The sequence below is a fragment of the Paenibacillus sp. FJAT-27812 genome, assembly GCF_001273905.1.
Lineage (GTDB): Bacteria > Bacillota > Bacilli > Paenibacillales > Paenibacillaceae > Pristimantibacillus.
Genome location: NZ_LIGH01000001.1, coordinates 5,813,700 through 5,832,410, shown reverse-complemented (window position 1 = coordinate 5,832,410; position 18,711 = coordinate 5,813,700). Strand labels below are relative to the sequence as shown.

The following is an 18,711-nucleotide window of genomic DNA, read 5'->3' as shown; positions in this document are numbered from 1 at the left end:
AAATAAATAAGTCTGTAGCATATACAATTTCTTAAGATAATGATGAGAATCTGCGAAAAAACAACGGTTTTTTTGTTTTTTGCTTTGACCATTTTCGTTAAACAGGTTTATAATAATTCTATAACAGAGGTAAACGATTTTCAAATATTTCGATTGAGGTGAGCGTTCAAAATGAGCAAATTGCCATACGAAGTTCAAACAGAACCGGTAACACCGCTATCTGTCTTGTCACTCGACGGGGAAGTTGTTAATCCGGATTTTTTACCGGAATTGTCCGATGATCAATTAAAAGAAATTATGTACCGCATGGTATTTACCCGTACATGGGATGAGCGTGCAGTAAACCTTGGACGCCAAGGCAGACTCGGCTTTTATGCGCCGGTATCCGGCCAAGAAGCATCGATGGTCGGCAGCGAATACGCACTAAATAAAGATGATTTCATTTGCCCAGGCTACCGTGATATGCCACAGATCGTATGGCACGGCTTGCCGCTGTACCAAGCATTTCTATATTCGCGCGGCCATCAACAAGGCGGTAACATTCCGCAGGATGTGCACGTGCTTATGCCGCAAATCATTATCGGCGCACAAATTTTGCATGCAACAGGCGTTGCAATGGCATTTAAGAAAAAGAATGAAAAGCGTGTAGCGATCACTTATACAGGTGACGGCGGTTCGTCGGAAGGCGACTTCTACGAAGGTATGAACTATGCAGGCGCTTATAAGCTGCCAGTCATTTATGCGGTTCAAAACAACGGCTACGCGATTACGACTCCTTACTCCAAACAAACAGGCGCTTTGTCGATTGCACATAAAGCTGTAGCAGCAGGCATCAAGGGCGTTCAAGTAGACGGAATGGACGTGCTTGCTGTCATTAAAGCCGTTCAAGAAGCAGCAGAGCGCGGCCGTAACGGCGAAGGCGCAACTTTGATCGAGATGCTGACTTACCGTTTCCGTCCTCACTCCATGGCGGATGATACGACTAAATACCGTACAAAAGAAGAAGAAGCGGAATGGGCTCTTAAAGATCCGCTCGTTCGTTTCGGCAAGTTTATGGAGAAAAAAGGCTTGTGGACAGAAGAAGACACAAACCGCGTGAAAGAAGAAGCGAAAGCTACTGTTAATGAGCACATCAAAAAAGCTGAAGCAGTTGAGAAAATGACTGTAGCAGGCTTGATCGATAGCATGTTCGAAACAACACCGCAATATCTGGAAGAGCAAAAGGCCGATTTTCAATAGTAGAGGAGGATCAGACGATCATGGCTCAAATGAATATGTTGGAAGCAATTCGCGATGCGATGCGCGTAGAACTTAAACGCGATTCAAACGTTGTCATCTTCGGTGAGGACGTAGGTAAGGTCGGCGGTGTATTCCGCGTGACAGAAGGTTTGCAGGATGAGTTTGGTGAAGAGCGGGTATTTGATACGCCGCTTGCTGAATCCGCCCTTGCAGGTATGGCAGTTGGGATGGGCTTGCAAGGCTTCCGTCCAATCGCCGAAATTCAATTCGTAGGTTTTATATATGAAGCGCTTGACCAAATGTTTGTCCAAGCTGCTCGTATGCGTTACCGCTCTGGCGGACGCTACAACTCGCCAATCGTATTCCGTACGCCATTTGGCGGCGGCGTGAAAGCGGCTGAGCTGCACACGGATTCCCTTGAAGGTCTTGCCATTCAAACACCAGGTATCAAAGTTATCATTCCTTCCAATCCTTATGATGCAAAGGGCTTGATGATTTCCGCTATCCGCGACAACGATCCTGTATTTTTCATGGAGCATTTGAACCTGTACCGCGCATTCAAGGCTGAAGTGCCTGAAGGCGAATATACCGTTGAAATCGGCAAAGCGAACGTCGTTCGCGAAGGTACAGACGTAACCATTATCTCTTACGGCTTGATGGTTCACACAGCTGTCAAAGCTGCAGAAGAGCTTGAAAAACAAGGCGTGAGTGCTGAGGTTATCGATCTTCGCACACTGCTTCCGCTTGATATCGATACAATCGTCGCTTCGATCCAAAAAACGAACCGTGCAATCGTCGTTCAAGAAGCGCAAAAAACATCCGGCGCAGCAGCTGAAATCATTGCCCAAATCAATGAAAAAGCAATCCTGCACCTAGAAGCGCCAGTACTTCGTGTAGCTGGACCGGATACCGTTTATCCGTTTGCTCTAGTTGAGGATGCGTGGCTTCCTTCGGTAGCGCGTATCTCTGCAGCCGTTCAAAAAGTACTGAACTTTTAAAGGAGGTTACAAGCGGTGGCTAAATTCGAATATCGTTTCCCGGAGCTCGGCGAAGGCTTGCACGAAGGCGAAATTATTAAAGTGCATATCAAAGTCGGCGATACGGTTACAGATGATGACATTATTATGGAAGTTCAAAACGACAAAGCGATCGTTGAGGTACCTTGCCCAGTAAACGGTAAAGTCCTTGAAGTGCTTGTAAAAGACGGTCAAGTCTGCCACGTTGGCGAGATCGTTGCGATTATCGATGCGGAAGGCGAATTGCCTGAGCAAGCAGCACCTACTGCAGAAGCTCCAAAAGCAGAAGCGCCGGCAGCGGCTGCACCTGCAGTGGAAGCTCCAAAAGCGGAAGCGCCTGCTGCACCAGCAGCGACGGCTGCTCCTAAAGCGACAGGCGGACTTGTACTTGCAACGCCTAGCGTTCGCAAATTCGCACGCGAGCAGGGCGTAGACCTGACTCAAGTTGGCGGCACCGGCAAAAACGGACGTATTACTCGCGATGATGTTACTGGCTTCGGCGGTGCACCAGCAGCTGTTGCTGCAAGCGATGCTGCTCCTGCGGCAGAGCAACAATCCAATACAGCGGATAAAGCGGAAGCAAAAGCTGCCCCAGCAGCAACGGGTACGGCTTACCGTCCAGAGGAGCGCGTTCCTTTCAAAGGTATCCGCAAAATCATTGCAAACGCGATGTCAAAATCGGTGTATACAGCGCCGCACGTTACCATTATGGATGAGGTTGACGTAACCGAGCTTGTTGCACTACGTGCCAAATATAAGCCTTATGCCGAGAAAAAAGGCTCCAAGCTTACGTATCTTCCGTTCATCGTGAAAGCTCTTGTGGCAGCTTGCCGCGAGTTCCCGATCTTGAACGCTACGCTTGATGAGGCAAACCAAGAAATCGTATTGCGCAAATACTACAATATCGGTATTGCTACAGATACGGAAAACGGTCTAATCGTACCGGTTATCGAAGATGCAGACCGTAAAAACCTATTCAAAATCGCAGATTCGATTCGTGATCTAGCTGCTCGCGGACGCGACGGCAAGCTTGCTGCTAACGAGCTTAAAGGCAGCACGATTTCAATTTCGAACATCGGTTCCGCTGGCGGTATGTTCTTTACACCAGTAATCAACTTCCCTGAAGTTGCGATTCTTGGCACAGGCAGAATTACGGAGAAAGCGATCGTTCGCAATGGCGAAATCGTTGCAGCTCCAGTAATGGCTCTTTCACTCAGCTTTGACCACCGCCTCATTGACGGTGCAACAGCACAAAACTTTATGAATTACATCAAAACACTTCTGGGCCAACCGGAATTGTTCATAATGGAGGTATAAGACATGGTCGTAGGTGATGCTTCCCTTGATATTGACACTCTAGTTATTGGTGCGGGCCCAGGCGGTTATGTAGCAGCGATTCGTGCTGCTCAGCTTGGCCAAAACGTACTCATCGTGGATAAAGAATATGTAGGCGGCGTATGCTTGAACGTGGGTTGTATTCCATCCAAAGCACTTATTTCCGCATCGCATCAATATGAATCAATCAGCCACGCTTCCGCTTTCGGTATCGAAGTTGGCGAAGCGAAGGTTGACTTCACTAAGGTACAAGAGTTTAAAGCAGGTATCGTCAAAAAATTGACAGGCGGCGTTGCTTCCCTATTGAAAGCAAACAAAGTCCAATATTTCCAAGGCGAAGTCATGTTCATTAACGAAAACGAAGCACGCGTATTCAACGATCAAGAAGCGCCGCGCTACCGTTTCAAAAACTGTATTATCGCTACTGGCTCACGTCCAATCGAGCTTAAAGCATTCCCTTACGGCGGCCGCATCGTATCGTCGACAGGCGCTTTGTCCTTGCCAGAAATTCCGAAGAGCCTCGTAGTAATCGGCGGCGGCTACATCGGTATCGAGCTTGGTCAAATGTACTCGAAATTCGGTACAAAAGTAACGGTAATCGAAGGCTCCGACGCTATCTTGCCGGGCTTTGACAAAGATATGTCATCCATCGTTGCTAAGAAACTAAAAAGCACGAACGTTGATATCATTACTGGCGCACAAGCAAAAGGCGCTGAGCAAACGGATAAAGACGTAACGGTAACTTATACTGTTGGCGACAAAGAAGAAAAAGTAACAGCTGATTACTTGCTTGTAACGGTTGGACGTCGTCCAAATACCGATGGCGAGCTTGGCCTTGACCTTATCAATGTGAAGCTGTCCGATCGCGGACTAGTTGAAGTTGATGAGCAATGCCGTACGAACATCCCTCACATCTATGCGATTGGCGATATCATTGCTGGACCTGCGCTTGCGCACAAAGCGATGTATGAAGGCCGTGTTGCTGCAGAAGCAATCTCGGGTCAATCAAGCGTTATCGACTATAAATGTGTTCCGGCAGTATGCTTCTCCGATCCGGAATGCGCAAGCGTTGGTCTCAGCGAGAAGGAAGCAAAAGACAAAGGCCATAATGTGAAAGTCGGCAAATTCCCGTTCGCGATCAATGGACGTGCAATGTCGCTTAACGCAAACGAAGGTTTTGTTAAACTTGTATCCGACGCAGATTCCGGTCTTTTGCTCGGTGCGCAAATTATTGGCCTTGAGGCTTCCAACATGATCGCTGAGCTTGCTCTAGCAATCGAAATGGGTGCAACGCTTGAGGACATCGCGCTTACGATTCACGCGCATCCTACGCTTGGAGAGATCGTGCTTGATGCAGCTGAAGTTGCACTAGGTCACCCGATCCACACGTTCATCAAATAAATCGCACTAAATTTATCGTTTAGCGCTACTAGAGGTCACGCGGCTTACCAGCCGGCGGGGCCTCTTTGCGCATCAAGAGCTACCAAACGACAATTAGGGGGCATACGCGAACATGGAACAAACGACGAAGCCGGCAAGCGAATCAAGAACGATAATGACGCAGCTTATTTTTCCTCTGGATACGAACCATTACGATACGATGTTTGGCGGCAAGCTGATGGAGTACATGGATAAGGTTGCTGCAATAGCAGCCATGCGGCATGCGCGCATGCAGGCTGTAACCGCATCGACGGACAGCCTTGATTTTGTAGCGCCGATTCGGGTAGGGGAAGTCATTGAGGTTGAAGCGTTCGTGTCGTGGACGAACCGGAGTTCCATGGAGGTTTACGTGTCCGTGCACTCGGAAAATTTGTTCACCGCCGTTCGCAAAACGACCGTTACCGCTTTTTTTACATTCGTTGCGCTTGACGAAAACGGCAAACCAGCGGTCGTTCCTACCGTCATTCCGGAGACGGAAGAAGAGAAGCGGCTTCATGCATCGGCGCCGGAGCGGCATGCCCTCAGAAAGAAACGAAAGCAGGACAGACAACGAGGATAATGATATAATAAATTGTTATTTTTCTGATTTATGTTTCATGATTGGGGGGCGATAGCGATATGAGCAACAGCGAGAACACCTATTTGCAATTGTTGAAATACGTTCTAGAGAACGGCAGCAAAAAAGAGGACCGTACCGGTACGGGCACGATTTCCACCTTTGGTTATCAAATGCGCTTTGATCTTAGCGAAGGTTTTCCTTTGCTTACGACCAAACGCGTGCCGTTTCGGCTAATTGCCAGCGAGCTAATTTGGTTTATACAAGGGGATACGAACATCCGTTATCTTCTTCAGCACAATAATAATATTTGGAATGAATGGGCGTTCAAAAGATGGATCGAGAGCGCGTCATATGACGGTCCTGACATGACGAATTTTGGCCTTCGGTCTCAAACGGATGCTGAATTCGCTAAAGCTTATGACGAGCAGATGAATCTTTTTAAGCAGCGGATTTTGGCTGATGATTCATTTGCGGCGGAATTTGGCGAGCTCGGCAACGTGTACGGCAAGCAGTGGCGGGATTGGAAGACGATACAAGGCAGCACGATCGATCAGCTTAAGGACGTAGTTGAAACGATCAAAAAAAATCCGGACTCCAGAAGGCTGATCGTCTCCGCGTGGAATCCGGAGGATGTGCCAAGCATGGCGCTGCCTCCGTGCCACACCATGTTCCAGTTCTATGTGACTAACGGCAAGCTGTCCTGCCAGCTTTACCAGCGGAGCGCTGATATTTTTCTTGGCATTCCGTTTAATATCGCAAGCTATGCGTTATTAACCCATATGATTGCGCATGAATGCGGGCTTGAGGCAGGCGATTTCATCCATACGCTTGGCGATGCCCATATTTATACGAATCATGTGGAGCAAATCGACATACAGCTCAGCCGCGAGCCTAAGGCGCTGCCTAAGCTGAAGCTAAACGCTGACAAAAAATCGATTTTCAATTTTGCAGTAGAGGATCTGACCATTGAAAATTATGAGCCGCATCCGACTATAAAAGCTCCGGTAGCTGTGTAGCGGATTTAAGCTGATCGATAGAGAGAAGGGTTAACCGCTATGACAATTACGTTAATTGCTGCAATGGACCGCAATCGTACCATTGGGATTGGGAATAAGCTGCCATGGCGCTTGCCAGCGGAAATGGCTTTTTTCAAAAAGATGACGATAGGCAAGACGGTTTTGATGGGGCGCAAGACGTTTGAGTCGCTCCCTAAGCCGCTTGTTGACCGCCGGAATGTCGTATTGACGCGGCAGCATGATTTTCAGCCTGAGGGCTGTGAAATCGTCCATTCGGTTGAGGAAGCGCTTGAGCTATGCAAAAACGATGAGCTGATGGTTATCGGCGGCGAAGATATTTATGCACAAATGCTGCCCTTTGCGGATACGATATTACTTACGGAAGTAGATACGGCCGTTGAAGGCGGCGATGCGTTCTTTCCGGCGTTCTCTGATTCGCAGTGGCAAATCGTGGAAGCCGAGAGCAGGGAGAGCGATGAAAAGAATCGTTATGCTTTTACGTTTCAAACGTTCAAACGGCGTGAAAAATAGCTTTTTACGCTAGAAACGAACAATTGACGTACGATATGTCATAAAGTGCAAATGATTGTACGGATAATCCATTAACGACATAAGGCCTTGAATGCTAGGATGTTTAAAAATAGCAAACGAGCGCTTTAGACAAAATATTCGTTTTTGAGAAAGTTTGATATTGAATATTTGATGGATTCCCGATATAGTTTGAAAGAGAATCGTAAAGTGGTTAACGGGAAATATGGATGGAGGAAATGCGATCATGTCTACACCTACTGGTTTTATGGAATATCAGCGCGAATTGCCGGCCGATCGCGACCCGCTAGAGCGCATCAAAGACTGGCAAGAGTTTCATAAGCATTTTTCGGATGAGCAGTTAAAGACGCAAGGAGCTCGCTGCATGGATTGTGGTACGCCATACTGCCATACAGGTATAGAACTTGCAGGCTCTGTTTCGGGTTGTCCGGTCAACAATCTCATTCCGGAGTGGAATAACTTGATCTATCGCGGGTTGTGGCGTGAAGCGCTTGACCGTCTGCATAAAACAAATAACTTCCCTGAGTTTACAGGCCGGGTTTGTCCAGCGCCTTGCGAGGGATCTTGCACCGTTGGCCTAATCGGCGATGCGGTTACGATTAAAACGATCGAACAAGCTATTATTGACCGCGGCTTTGACGAAGGCTGGGTTGTTCCGCAGCCGCCTAAAGTGCGTACCGGCAAAAAAATTGCAGTTGTTGGCTCAGGACCGGCCGGCATGGCTACCGCAGCTCAGCTTAACAAAGCAGGGCACACGGTAACGGTATATGAGCGCGCAGACCGCATTGGCGGCTTGCTCACTTACGGCATTCCAACCATGAAGCTTGAAAAACACGTCGTTCAGCGCCGCGTTGACTTGATGGCGGCAGAGGGCGTTGAATTTGTAGTCAATACGGAAATCGGCAAAGACATTACAGCGAATGAGCTTGTTGAGAACTTTGACGCAGTTGTGCTATGCGGCGGTTCGACTAGAGCGCGCGACGTTGAAATGGAAGGCCGCGATTTGAACGGCGTTCACATGGCGATGGATTACCTGAATGGCACAATCAAAAGCTATTTGGATTCCAACCTTGAGGACGGCAAATATATCTCCGCAAAAGACAAGGACGTTATCGTAATTGGCGGCGGCGATACAGGTACGGACTGCGTAGCGACAGCGCTTCGCCACGGCTGCAAATCGGTTACGCAATTCGGTACGCATGCCAAAGCTCCGCTAGTGCGCGACAGCCAAAACAATCCTTGGCCGCAATTCCCGAACGTGTACACGCTTGATTACGCACAAGAGGAAGCAAAAGCGCTATTTGGCGAAGATCCTCGGGCATTCTCCGTACTGACGAAGAAATTTGTCGGCGACGGCAACGGAAACCTGAAAGAGCTTCATACGGTACAAATTGAGCGTACAGTGGATGAAACTGGACGTAAAATATATAGCGAAATTCCAGGAACAGAAAAAGTTTGGCCAGCGGATCTTGTATTCATCGCAGTAGGCTTTGAAGGTCCTGAAACAACGTTGATCGAGCAGCTTGGTCTTGCACAAGACCGCCGCACGAACGTGAAAGCAGCATACGGCAAATACACGACAAATGTTGATAAAGTATTCGCAGCTGGCGATATGCGTCGTGGCCAAAGCTTGGTTGTATGGGCAATTAACGAAGGCCGCGAAGCAGCCCGTGAAGTAGATAAATATTTGATGGGTTCGTCGATGCTTCCTTAATCAACGTAAATAAACAAGCAAAGCTTAATAGGATGGAAGAGAAGCGCCCTCGGGCGCTTTTCTTGTTGTGGAAAGCATTGCCGATTTAGAGTATTAGAGCTGAGTCAATTACTGCTTTTATTATGCAGCAGCAAATCCAAGACGAAATCCAAAAACTAAGCACACCATCATAAGGAAAGTTGTGGTAAAATCGGTTTGAGATGACGCGAAGGGGCGATTCGTCATGCCAGCCGATGAAGCATACGTTCTGTCTCAGGCAGACGTTCGGAACATTCGAAACTACGTTCAGCATAAGTATGCCGCGATGCCGCAAGATAAGCGTGCGGAAATCGTGGCGGATGCGGTCAAACGGATCATACATAAGCAATTGCCGAATTTCGAGAGCAGCATTAAGCGATCCATTACGGAGACATTGATTCGAACAGCCGTTTTGGAGCGGCAGAGGCCGGTGCGGGCAGATGATATTTTTCAAGCGTGTTTATGGCTCGACCGATCTGACACACAGATTTATGAGCCTTTCCATGCTTGGGTAGAGACGCAGCTGAATGTGAGCTGTAAGAAGCCCGTCATGCAGCGTCTAATGGACGAGCTGTCCTCGAAGAGGGAGCAATCGGATATCTTAGCTATTGATGCTGAGAATGGCCTTCTGGCGCAGCTGAGAGCATTGTTATTGTCAGCAGGTGTCATGGTTCGTGCGGAATCGTCTACCGTGAGTGCCGCGGAGGTGATTGCGCTTCCTGTCACGAAGTGGAAAATGCCATTGTCCCGCTATTCAAAAGTTAGAGCGTACATCTATAGTGCTTTATGCATGCTGCTTATAGGAACTTCCCTTTTATACGGCTGGTCGCTCGGCAAGCCTTCCGAGCAAAAGCTTCAGCCGCCCGTCGTCGTGAAACCCGTTCAAAAGCTGGCGGTTCCCGTAGACGGATTGCCTATTGAGCTCCGCTACGACGAATTTGATCGCGCACGATTGGTTGAATTTTTGGAAAGCAAATCTTCTATTCTAGCTGAAAAGCCCTATTTTGATGCCATCATAAAAGCCGCTCAAAGCTTTGATATCCATCCTGCCTTGTTGTTTGCCATTACGGGCCAAGAACAGGGCTTTGTGCCAAAGACGAATAAGCTGCACAAGCAGATCGCTAACAATCCATTTAACGTATTCCACAGCTGGAAGGAATTTAATACGAATATCGGACAATCCTCAGAAATCGCGGCACGTACCGTATTTAATTTAAGCAAAGGCAGGCCAGCGGATGTGGACCCGTTCACTTGGATTAATCGAAAGTACGCGGAGGACCCTAATTGGTCGGACGGTGTCCGTACGATTTTTGGAAAGATCATGGCATATCTGGATGAGCCTTAAAACAATGAACCCAATTGGGACAAACGTCCTATTGGGTTTATTTTTTTATGAGTAACTTGTCGCTTCCATGACGAAAAAGGATTTCTTTTTGGACGAGAAGTCTGTAAAATGTTTAGAGGCAAGGCAGTGCGAAGCTAGTTCAAGCCATGTATGGGTGGCACAATCAGCTATGCTTGCGAAATGCTTAATGAAGGAGCGATTATCTTTTGAAGACATTAATCATTGCGGAAAAACCGGATATGGGCAGAAATATTGCAGCCGCAATCGATCCCAAAGCAAAAAATCACCGTTCCTACATAGAAGGCGAACATTACATTATTACGTGGGCAATCGGGCATTTGATCGGGCTTGCGGAGCCCGATGCTTACGACGATCGATATAAGAAATGGAACATTAACGATCTGCCGATCATTCCGTCGAAGTTCAAGCTGGTGCCAAACAAAAAAACGATAGACCAGCTGAAAGTAATCGGCGACCTAGCTAAGCGCAGCAATATGCTCGTCAATTCCTGCGATGCGGGGCGGGAAGGGCAATATATTTTCTCGCTTATTCAGCGGCATCTAAAGCTTAACCAGCCGGTAAAGCGGTTATGGATCTCGGATCTAACCCCGGAAACGATACGTAAAGGGTTCGCGGAGCTGAGGGAAGGTGCCGAGTACGAGAACCTGACCCGTGCGGCAACCGCTAGAAGCGAGGCGGATTGGCTTATTGGGATGAATGGCTCGCGTGCTTTCACGACCAAGCATAATGTGCTGTTGTCGGTCGGCAGAGTACAGACGCCAGTACTTGCGCTTATTTACGACCGTCAGAAGCAGATCGAGGCGTTCTCGTCTTTAAAGTTTTTTGAGCTGGAAGGACATTTTTCGCAAAACGAAATGACCTACCGCGCCATGTGGCAGGCTGAGAGAATGACCGACCAAGCTAAAGTGGAAGCCATCGCCGCCAAGGTTAAGGGCAAGCAGGGACGGATTGCATCCTATGAGGTTAAGGAAACGAAGGAGTATCCGTTTAAGCTATATGATCTTACGCTGCTTCAGCGCGAAGCGAACGGGAAATATGCTTTTTCAGCGAAAAAAACGTTGGATACGGCGCAAGCGCTCTATGAGAAGCATAAGGTCATCTCCTATCCAAGAACGAACTCGAACTATGTGACGGAGCAGAACATTCCCGAGATGCACAAAACGCTGAATGCGCTGCAAGGCACCAGTTACGATGAGCTTGTAAAGGGAGCCAACCGGAGCCTTGTCCACAAAGGGAACAAGTTTATTTGCAACCCAACAAAGGTTGAGGATCATCATGCCATCCTGCCGACGAACCGCAAAGCAAATGGCCTGAGCCCCGACGAGCAAAAGCTGTATGATTTGATCGTTAGGCGATTTCTGTCCCAGTTCTATCCGCCTGCGGAGTATAAGGTGCACACCGTCTTGACCGAGGTTGAGAACGAGATGTTCAAAACAACGGTTAAAGAGCTTCTAAGCTTGGGCTGGAAGGTCATCTATGCGGATCAGAAGAAGGAGAAGGCAAAGACGACAGCCAAAGGCAAGGACAAGGAAGATGCCGAGGAAGAGGAAATTGAGGTAAACGAGCCTTTTTCGATCAATGCAGAAGAAGGTATTGTTTGTACGGATGCGGTTGTGAAAGAGAAGGATACGCAGCCTCCAAAGCATTATACAGAAGGAACGCTGCTCAAGGCGATGGAAAGCGCGGGCAAGCAGATCGAGGACGAGGACGTTCGGGATGCGATGAAGGACTCGGGTCTTGGCACGCCTGCCACGCGGGCAGCAACGATTGAACGGCTCAAAAATGTCGGCTATATCGATATGCAGGGCAAAAAAATTCAGGTTACGCAAAAGGGCCGAACCGCCATCGAACTTATCCGGGGTGCGGGAATCGATCTGCTTACCTCGCCTGAGATGACCGGCCTATGGGAGCGGCGCTTGAACGAAATATCGAGAGGGACGGCTTCTGACGGACAATTTATGGAAAATGTGAAAAAGTTTGCGACCATGATTGTCGACAAGGTGCGCGTCCAGTCCCGTGCCGCAAAAACATCGTTCGAGAGCGAAGCTCCTGCCTCCGGCAAAGGAGCATCCGGCAAGCCCCCGTCTGCACCGCGCAGCCGGGCAGCAAAACCGAAGGCTGCAGCACAGAAGAGCGCGGCTGCTCCGGGTACGCCTTCAGTGATCACGACGTGTCCACGTGTGGGCTGCGGCGGATCCATCTTTATGGGACGCAAAGGTTACGGCTGCTCCCATTACAAGGAAGGCTGCAAATTCGTTATTTGGAAGGAAAGCTTCGGCCGCAGTCTAACGGATTCACAGGTTAAGGCACTCGTTGAAAAAGGAAAAACGTCGAAGCTAAAGCTTGAACTGCAAGACGGCACGCCAGGGGAAGGCAGAATCGTGCTCAGAAATATAGATACGGGTGAGCTAGCGATTGAGCAGTGACGGCTAGCTCCCCAAAACAAATAGACTCGATTCCATCTCATACGAGACGGAATCGAGTCTATTTTGCTGCGTGCATCAGCGGTTCACGTAGCCATGGATGGCATCAGGCACGTCCTTTAGATGATCCAAGGTCAAGAAAGCACCCTTTGGCTCTACGTCGATTTGAATGATATTAAATTCCCACTCAGACACAGCGCGCATATGGATGGCATGGATGCCAGCCGTTAGTGCAGGCACTACATCTGTACGAATGGAATTGCCTACCATCCAAGTGATGTTGCGATCAAAGGTGCCCGTGGATAAAATGCTTTCCAGCGCATCGCTGTTTTTTAACCTGCGGATGTAGATGCGTGAGCCAAAGTAGCGCTCCAAGTTCATTTTTTCGATCTTACGACGTTGAATGGGAAGCTCGCCGCCAGTATAAAGGTGAAGCTCATGACCAGATTCTGCAAGCGCGAATAACGTTTGCTCCATATTTGGATAAGGCTCGGTGTCATGCTCATACACGCTTAGTCCTAGCTTCCATAAAAAGTTTTCTTCACTTGTAGAGCGCTTACGACCCGTCAAGTGAGAGTAGTGAATGTAGGTGTCGACGAAGGATTGCGGAAAATGTTCGCTCTTGAAGCCAAACACGGCCACCGCTGCAATGTCGATCTCCATCTGCTTGTCTCTAATCGCTTGTGCTGTCACAAGCGGCGAGCTGCCGAACCATGTGGTCATGGCATCAACAAATTGATCGATAACGAGGTAAAAGTATTTATTACAGTGAATTAACGTATCGTCAAGGTCAAACATAATCTGTTGCTTCATATAAGAAATCTCCTTTGCGGAACTTGAAACTGTATGACCAATCTACCGCAATTGCAGGGGTTGAGTCAATGTGTGAAACACCAGATATGATTTTTTACATAGATATCCAATAAAAACGGCATAATGATAGTGGAGGTGATTAGATTGGTATTTAACAAAAACAGCAAAACAGATCATCGTCAAAATCATTCCAGCTCGCAAGGGCAAGCGGGCAAGCTTAAAACGGATAAATTCGCGAAGCGCCCGCCGAGCTTAAACGGCATTAACAAACAGCTTCCGTAGTCAGCGAAATAGGTGTAGCAACGTAAAAAGGAGAGCGTGATAGGGATCTGCTCTCCTCATACGGGATAGTTATGCATATTTAAGCTGCGAAGCTCTTAATTGATTCTTAATGAATGCGATGCGCCTGCGAACGTAGAAGTCCTTGCTGGCACCTTTCAAATCTTTGGGAGTGATCACCTCCTCTGCAACATTATCAATAATGATAAGCCGTCCATCAGCGTAAAACTTAAAGGTTAAGTCGCGTCCAGAGCGTTCATTCTCTAGATAACGGAAATTTTCGCAGATGTTATTCATGGTGATCAGGCCTCCTTCAAATGGTTGAATTCGATGATCAGTAGAACGTTTGTTCTTGTTTTTATTATACCAAACATTTGTTCGTATGGAAACTGTTTTTTGTTTAACGTAAACTAGATTCATAGAGGCAGTTGCTGCAAACAGAAGGAGCGCGGAAAATGATCAGAATAAAGAACCTATCCAGACGTATTCCAGGTGGGCCGAAGGTGCTTGACGACATTAGCTTCGAGGCTTATCCAGGTGATTTTATTGCTATTAAGGGCGATAGCGGAAGCGGGAAGTCGACACTGCTTCGCTGCCTAGCTTTGCAAGAGAAGTGGAGCGAGGGAACCTATCAATTCGATGGCAAGGATATTTTCAAGCAGGGTATCTCCGGCAAGCTCAAAGTAAAGCAAGAGGTAGCCTACGTAGAGGAAAAACCGTTTTTGTTCCCTAATAAGACGGGACTGAAAAATGTCATTATCGGCTCTGTGACGCAAACGCCAGCTTGGCGCAGATGGACAGGCATGGTAAGAAATGACGATTATATGGGCGCTATGGATATGATCGAGAAGCGCGGGCTGCTGGAAAAAGCGCATCAGAAGGCAAGCACGCTGAGCGGCGGAGAACGGCAGCGTATGGCGATCGCAAGAGCGCTGGTTCATGGCGCCAAAGTCATCGCGGCGGATGAGCCGGTATCCGGACTGGATCCCCATACGGCTGATCAGGTTTTAACGGATTTGAAAGCGCTATGCAAAGAGCAAGGCGTTATCGTCATCGCTGTCATGCATCAGGGAGATTGGGCTGAGCGGTTTGCGGATCGCATCCTCGGCTTGAAAAACGGCAAGCTCGTGCTCGACGTAAGCGGCAGAAGATTAACCGAGCGCGAGAAGGCGCTGCTGTGAGTGAAATTGTACTTCGTTTGATTAATGAAGATGAACTGGCAGCGGCCATTAAGCTCGAACAAAGCTGCTACACCGAAGAGGCGGCAGCAACGCTGGCGGGCTTTCGATATCGGTATGAGCATTACCGGCCGTATTTTTGGTCGGCCTGGATTGGCGATCAAATCGTCGGGATCGCCAATGGCATACGTACAGCACAGTACGCATGCGGCGACGAGATGAAAGGCGCGCAGGATGATCTTCTGGAGGGAAGCAACTTTTGCGTGCTTACGGTTGCGGTAGATGAAGGACATCGCAAGAAGGGGATCGGCACCTTGCTGCTTCGCAGACTTATCCAGCAGTGCGAAGAGAGCGGAGTCGATACGATTATTTTGATGTGCGAGCAGCATCTGATAAGCTTCTACGAAGCTGAACGGTTCGAGCTTCGGGGCGTGTCGTCTTCCACGCATGGCGGCATCGTATGGTATGAAATGAGCCGCGCGTTGCATATAATGTAGCATCTTACCGAATAGGAAGGTGTCTTCATCATGCCATTTCAAACACCGGTCGTCATACAAACGGCTAAGGCCAATTTTCCAAAAGCAGAACTGTCCCTACCTTATATAAGCGGTGGTAAAAGCGAAGCCGTGGATAAGAAGATAAACCATACGATCCATCAAGCCGTACAGCAGCTCGTACATAATCAGGGCTCGCTTGATGATCCGAGGGCCCAAATGCTGGGCTATTATGAGCAAAAGAACAATCAAAAGGATTATTTAAGCCTTTCATTGTTTAATTATGCTTTTACGGGTGGCGCGCATGGCTTAACGCTTCAGCAATCGTTGACCTTCAAGCAGTCGACGGGTCAAACCTATACGCTTGCGCAGCTTTTTAAGCCGGGAGCGGATTACGTAGGCAGAATAAGCACGATCGTAAGTGCCCAAATCAAAGCGCGAAAGATTGATACGCTCGAGCCGTTTAAGTCTATCCGGCCCGACCAAGATTATTATGTGGCGGATCGTTCGCTTGTTGTTTATTTCCAGCTTTATGAGCTGGCAGCGTATGTTTTTGGATTTTTATATTTTCCAATATCCGTTTATGAGCTTCAAGATATCATTAATGAGGATGGTCCGCTTGGACCTATGTTGGTCAATGATTAGCATGGTTAAAACCTATTCTTGCTAAGCTGCATTTTGCCGCAAGGCTTAAGGAGACAACGAATTGACTTATTTTCCTTTACTTATCATTGCAGCACTGCTTGTCGCTATTTCGATTGTCTTCTATTTTCGGCTTACAAAGAAAAAAAAGCAGCAGCTTCTTGCAGATAGGTCAAGGATACAACCCTCAAAAACAGCGAGCACGATGTCCACTAGGCATGCTGCTAGTCCGCAACCATATGCGGCTGCTGGCGCGGCAAGCATAAATGATCATAACCAAACGGCAAATACACAAAGGGCTATTTTAATCGTAGACGATCAACTCGCTATTCGCATGATGCTCTCTGAATTGTTTTCTTCGCTTGGCATGCTGGTATATGAGGCGGATAATGGGAGCACTGCGCTTGCGCTATTCGAGAAGCACAGGATGCACTGCGTTTTGCTTGATCTTCGGATGCCGGACACGGATGGGATCGAGGTGCTTCGCGAGATACGGAAATTATCAGTTGAAGTACCGGTAATTCTGATTACGGCTTATGCCTCTCCAGAGAAGATGGAAGAAGCAGATTCGCTTGGCATAAGCAAATGCTTTACCAAGCCGTTTGATATCATTGAGCTGAAAGAGGAGGTTGTACGCTTGCAGGCGCAGTATGCCTCGCATTCGGACGGGGAAGCCTCATGATGGTTTGCTTCGCATCTATTACGATGCGAAGCTTTTTTTTGTTCCCGTTCAAACGATCAGGCGCCTGCATGTCGCTAGTAATCGGCTCATACAGTTACGTTAGGGGGTGATCGGATGATGCAAGTAATGGCAGGCGTCATGCTGCTGGCAGCGGTATTTGCAGCAATTATATTAGGTGCTCGGAAAGCTCAGCAATCGATTCAATCATCCAAGTACCAAAGCATGCTTAAATACGGGCTGCAGACTCAGCTGCTGCAGGATAAGCATGAGCTGCATCGATTCGGTCTTGCGCAGCAGTTAAGACGAAGGTGGGGCGGCTTATCTGCATTCGGTTTATCCTTTAATACGATGGCCTTGATTGGAGGGGCTGCTTTTCTATTTGGACCGGCGACAGGGGAGGGAGGTCCGTCGGTCATCGGATTTGGTTTTCCCATGCTAGCTTTATTCGCGCTCGCTGTAAGTGCTTCGCTTGCTGAGCTGGCATCTGCGGTGCCAACGGCTGGCGGGATCCATCATGCTGCCTCTGCGCTTGGCGGCCGAAAATGGGGATGGAGAACCGGCTGGCTGCACCTGCTAGGTCATTTGGCGATGCTTTCCCTAATGAATTGCGCTTTTGCAGCATTACTGGAGGAATTTCTCTCTGCTAGATTTGGTTATGAAGCGGCGGTTTGGAGCTTTTGGTGCCTTGCCATTTTTATTACCGTGCTTCAAGCTGCCATCAATCACTGGGGCAGCAGGTCGCTGAGCATACACTCGGCTGGGGGCGTCATGCTGCAGGTGATTGTTGGAATGAGTATGCTAGCAGGACTTGTCTGGCTATTTTGGCCTGGCGGCTATTCTCCTGTACTTCTTTATCAGCTGCAAAATGCCGAGTGGAATGGAACGGTCCATGCTGGAGCTTCCATAAGCGGGACGATGCTGCTGCTAAAGCTATTTGTTGGCTTAGACGGGGCAGCACATGGCGCGGAGGAAACGATTGAACCGCGCATCCGCGTGCCTTGGGCGATCTATCTATCAACGGCTTATACGTTCGTTGTCGGGTTTATTCTTTTTTCCTTTATTCTTCTGTCTGTAACAAGGATGGAGGGATCGGCAAGCATGGGCTTGTTTCTTCAAGCGGCAACCGCGAGCTGGGGTGGCTCTAGCATTGTCGTTTTTTTAGTTTTCCTTTCGTTATGGAGCAGCGGCTTGCAGTCCATGACCCTATGCTCCCGTATCCTATTCAGCCTTGCACGCGACGAAGCATTGCCGATGAGCAAAAGGTGGTCAGCTGTATCGGTAAAGCTGCAAGTGCCGGTTCAGGCTGTCTGGTTAAGCGCGTGCCTTTCGCTAATCATGCTTGTTACCGCTTTTCTCAGCAATCGAAACGAAACGGTGCTGCTGTTGACTTTTGCGATTGTTTGCCTAAATCTATCCTACGCCGTTCCGATTGCATTAAAGCTGAAACGGAGAAAAAAGGATTCCCGGCCGCTTGATGCGCCATGGCACTTAGGAGGCTGGAGTACAGCTGTAAATGGGATAGCTCTTGCATAGCTGATCATAGCGGCTGGATTGGCTGCTGGGTTTATAGATTATTGGGGCGGGATCGCAGCATCGAGCGTGTTTGTTCTCGCATCTTTGATCGAATGGAAATACCGGAAACGTCATTTATTTCTGGTTCAAAGCCAAGTTAAAGGCTCGCCCAAAGAGCTTTATCGCATGGAGCGCAAATTTCCTTTGAATTAATGAACGTGCTCGATGCTTGCGATTCGATGGGAAATAGAAGAGGCGAATTACAGGAAATATTCCGACTATTTCAAAAACATTTCCCGGGGAAGCGCAATTTGCTACACGAAAGAGAGCTTTTCGACATGTAAAGGGGAAAGCTGTTATAAAGGCTGTCGAAAGTGATTCATCCTTGATTAATAAACTACATTAATAATTAATGTAGTTATATCTCTTTGCCAAC

At 48.2% G+C, this 18,711-nt stretch carries 18 protein-coding genes; 16 read left to right on the top strand and 2 right to left on the bottom strand.

From position 1 onward, the window contains the following. Positions 1-171 precede the first annotated feature (171 nt). From pdhA to ADU23_RS24785, 10 genes are all read left to right on the top strand, one after another. Positions 172-1,239: a pyruvate dehydrogenase (acetyl-transferring) E1 component subunit alpha gene (gene pdhA / locus ADU23_RS24830; protein ID WP_053376203.1), complete on the top strand. Its 1,068-nt coding sequence runs from the start codon at positions 172-174 to the stop codon at positions 1,237-1,239. Positions 1,240-1,259: 20 nt separating this feature from the next. Beyond that, positions 1,260-2,237, top strand: coding sequence for an alpha-ketoacid dehydrogenase subunit beta (locus ADU23_RS24825; protein WP_053376202.1), 978 nt, complete (start codon positions 1,260-1,262; stop codon positions 2,235-2,237). Positions 2,238-2,252: 15 nt separating this feature from the next. Next, positions 2,253-3,572 (top strand): dihydrolipoamide acetyltransferase family protein, encoded by a 1,320-nt coding sequence (locus ADU23_RS24820; protein ID WP_053376201.1) that lies wholly within the window; start codon positions 2,253-2,255, stop codon positions 3,570-3,572. A 3-nt stretch (positions 3,573-3,575) separates the two neighbouring features. Next, positions 3,576-4,991: a dihydrolipoyl dehydrogenase gene (lpdA, locus tag ADU23_RS24815; protein WP_053376200.1), complete on the top strand. Its 1,416-nt coding sequence runs from the start codon at positions 3,576-3,578 to the stop codon at positions 4,989-4,991. A 112-nt stretch (positions 4,992-5,103) separates the two neighbouring features. After that, the gene (locus tag ADU23_RS24810) at positions 5,104-5,589 is read left to right on the top strand and encodes an acyl-CoA thioesterase (protein WP_053376199.1); all 486 of its coding nucleotides are present in this window, start codon (positions 5,104-5,106) and stop codon (positions 5,587-5,589) included. Positions 5,590-5,648: 59 nt separating this feature from the next. Next, positions 5,649-6,605 (top strand): thymidylate synthase, encoded by a 957-nt coding sequence (locus tag ADU23_RS24805; RefSeq protein WP_053376198.1) that lies wholly within the window; start codon positions 5,649-5,651, stop codon positions 6,603-6,605. A 39-nt stretch (positions 6,606-6,644) separates the two neighbouring features. After that, positions 6,645-7,136 carry a dihydrofolate reductase gene (locus ADU23_RS24800; RefSeq protein ID WP_053376197.1) on the top strand — a complete coding sequence of 164 codons (492 nt, stop codon included), beginning with the start codon at positions 6,645-6,647 and terminating at the stop codon, positions 7,134-7,136. A gap of 244 nt (positions 7,137-7,380) precedes the next feature. Next, positions 7,381-8,868, top strand: a complete 1,488-nt coding sequence (locus ADU23_RS24795; RefSeq protein ID WP_053376196.1) for a glutamate synthase subunit beta — start codon at positions 7,381-7,383, stop codon at positions 8,866-8,868. Between the two features lie 223 nt (positions 8,869-9,091). After that, complete coding sequence (locus ADU23_RS24790; RefSeq protein ID WP_053376195.1) at positions 9,092-10,231, top strand: hypothetical protein; 1,140 nt, start codon at positions 9,092-9,094, stop codon at positions 10,229-10,231. 206 nt (positions 10,232-10,437) lie between these two features. Beyond that, a complete protein-coding gene (locus ADU23_RS24785) occupies positions 10,438-12,678 on the top strand; it encodes a type IA DNA topoisomerase (RefSeq protein WP_053376194.1) in 2,241 nt (746 codons plus the stop codon). Between the two features lie 75 nt (positions 12,679-12,753). Here ADU23_RS24785 and ADU23_RS24780 read toward each other — a convergent pair whose 3' ends face one another. Next, complete coding sequence (locus ADU23_RS24780; protein ID WP_053376193.1) at positions 12,754-13,488, bottom strand: HAD family hydrolase; 735 nt, start codon at positions 13,486-13,488, stop codon at positions 12,754-12,756. Positions 13,489-13,632: 144 nt separating this feature from the next. Here ADU23_RS24780 and ADU23_RS33325 point away from each other — a divergent pair, with 144 nt between their 5' ends. Beyond that, complete coding sequence (locus tag ADU23_RS33325; protein WP_176707670.1) at positions 13,633-13,770, top strand: hypothetical protein; 138 nt, start codon at positions 13,633-13,635, stop codon at positions 13,768-13,770. A gap of 69 nt (positions 13,771-13,839) precedes the next feature. Here the strand turns inward: ADU23_RS33325 and ADU23_RS24775 are convergent, their stop codons facing one another. Continuing rightward, entirely contained in the window at positions 13,840-14,064 is a 225-nt protein-coding gene (locus ADU23_RS24775) for a hypothetical protein (protein ID WP_053376192.1), read from the bottom strand. Between the two features lie 158 nt (positions 14,065-14,222). On the opposite strand from ADU23_RS24775, the gene ADU23_RS24770 reads away from it, so the two are divergent. The 5 genes from ADU23_RS24770 to ADU23_RS24750 all read left to right on the top strand — a co-directional run bounded on the left by ADU23_RS24770 (position 14,223) and on the right by ADU23_RS24750 (position 18,296). Continuing rightward, entirely contained in the window at positions 14,223-14,948 is a 726-nt protein-coding gene (locus ADU23_RS24770) for a phosphonate ABC transporter ATP-binding protein (RefSeq protein ID WP_053376191.1), read from the top strand. Continuing rightward, positions 14,945-15,442, top strand: coding sequence for a GNAT family N-acetyltransferase (locus tag ADU23_RS24765; RefSeq protein WP_053376190.1), 498 nt, complete (start codon positions 14,945-14,947; stop codon positions 15,440-15,442). The genes ADU23_RS24770 and ADU23_RS24765 overlap by 4 nt, the downstream gene beginning before the upstream one ends. Before the next feature lie 30 nt (positions 15,443-15,472). Continuing rightward, positions 15,473-16,084, top strand: a complete 612-nt coding sequence (locus ADU23_RS24760) for a DUF3298 and DUF4163 domain-containing protein (protein ID WP_053376189.1) — start codon at positions 15,473-15,475, stop codon at positions 16,082-16,084. Between the two features lie 61 nt (positions 16,085-16,145). Beyond that, on the top strand, positions 16,146-16,763 hold the full coding sequence (locus tag ADU23_RS32355; RefSeq protein ID WP_082311195.1) for a response regulator: 618 nt from the start codon (positions 16,146-16,148) through the stop codon (positions 16,761-16,763). Between the two features lie 114 nt (positions 16,764-16,877). Then, positions 16,878-18,296, top strand: a complete 1,419-nt coding sequence (locus ADU23_RS24750; RefSeq protein WP_053376188.1) for an amino acid permease — start codon at positions 16,878-16,880, stop codon at positions 18,294-18,296. The last annotated feature ends 415 nt before the right edge of the window (positions 18,297-18,711 follow it).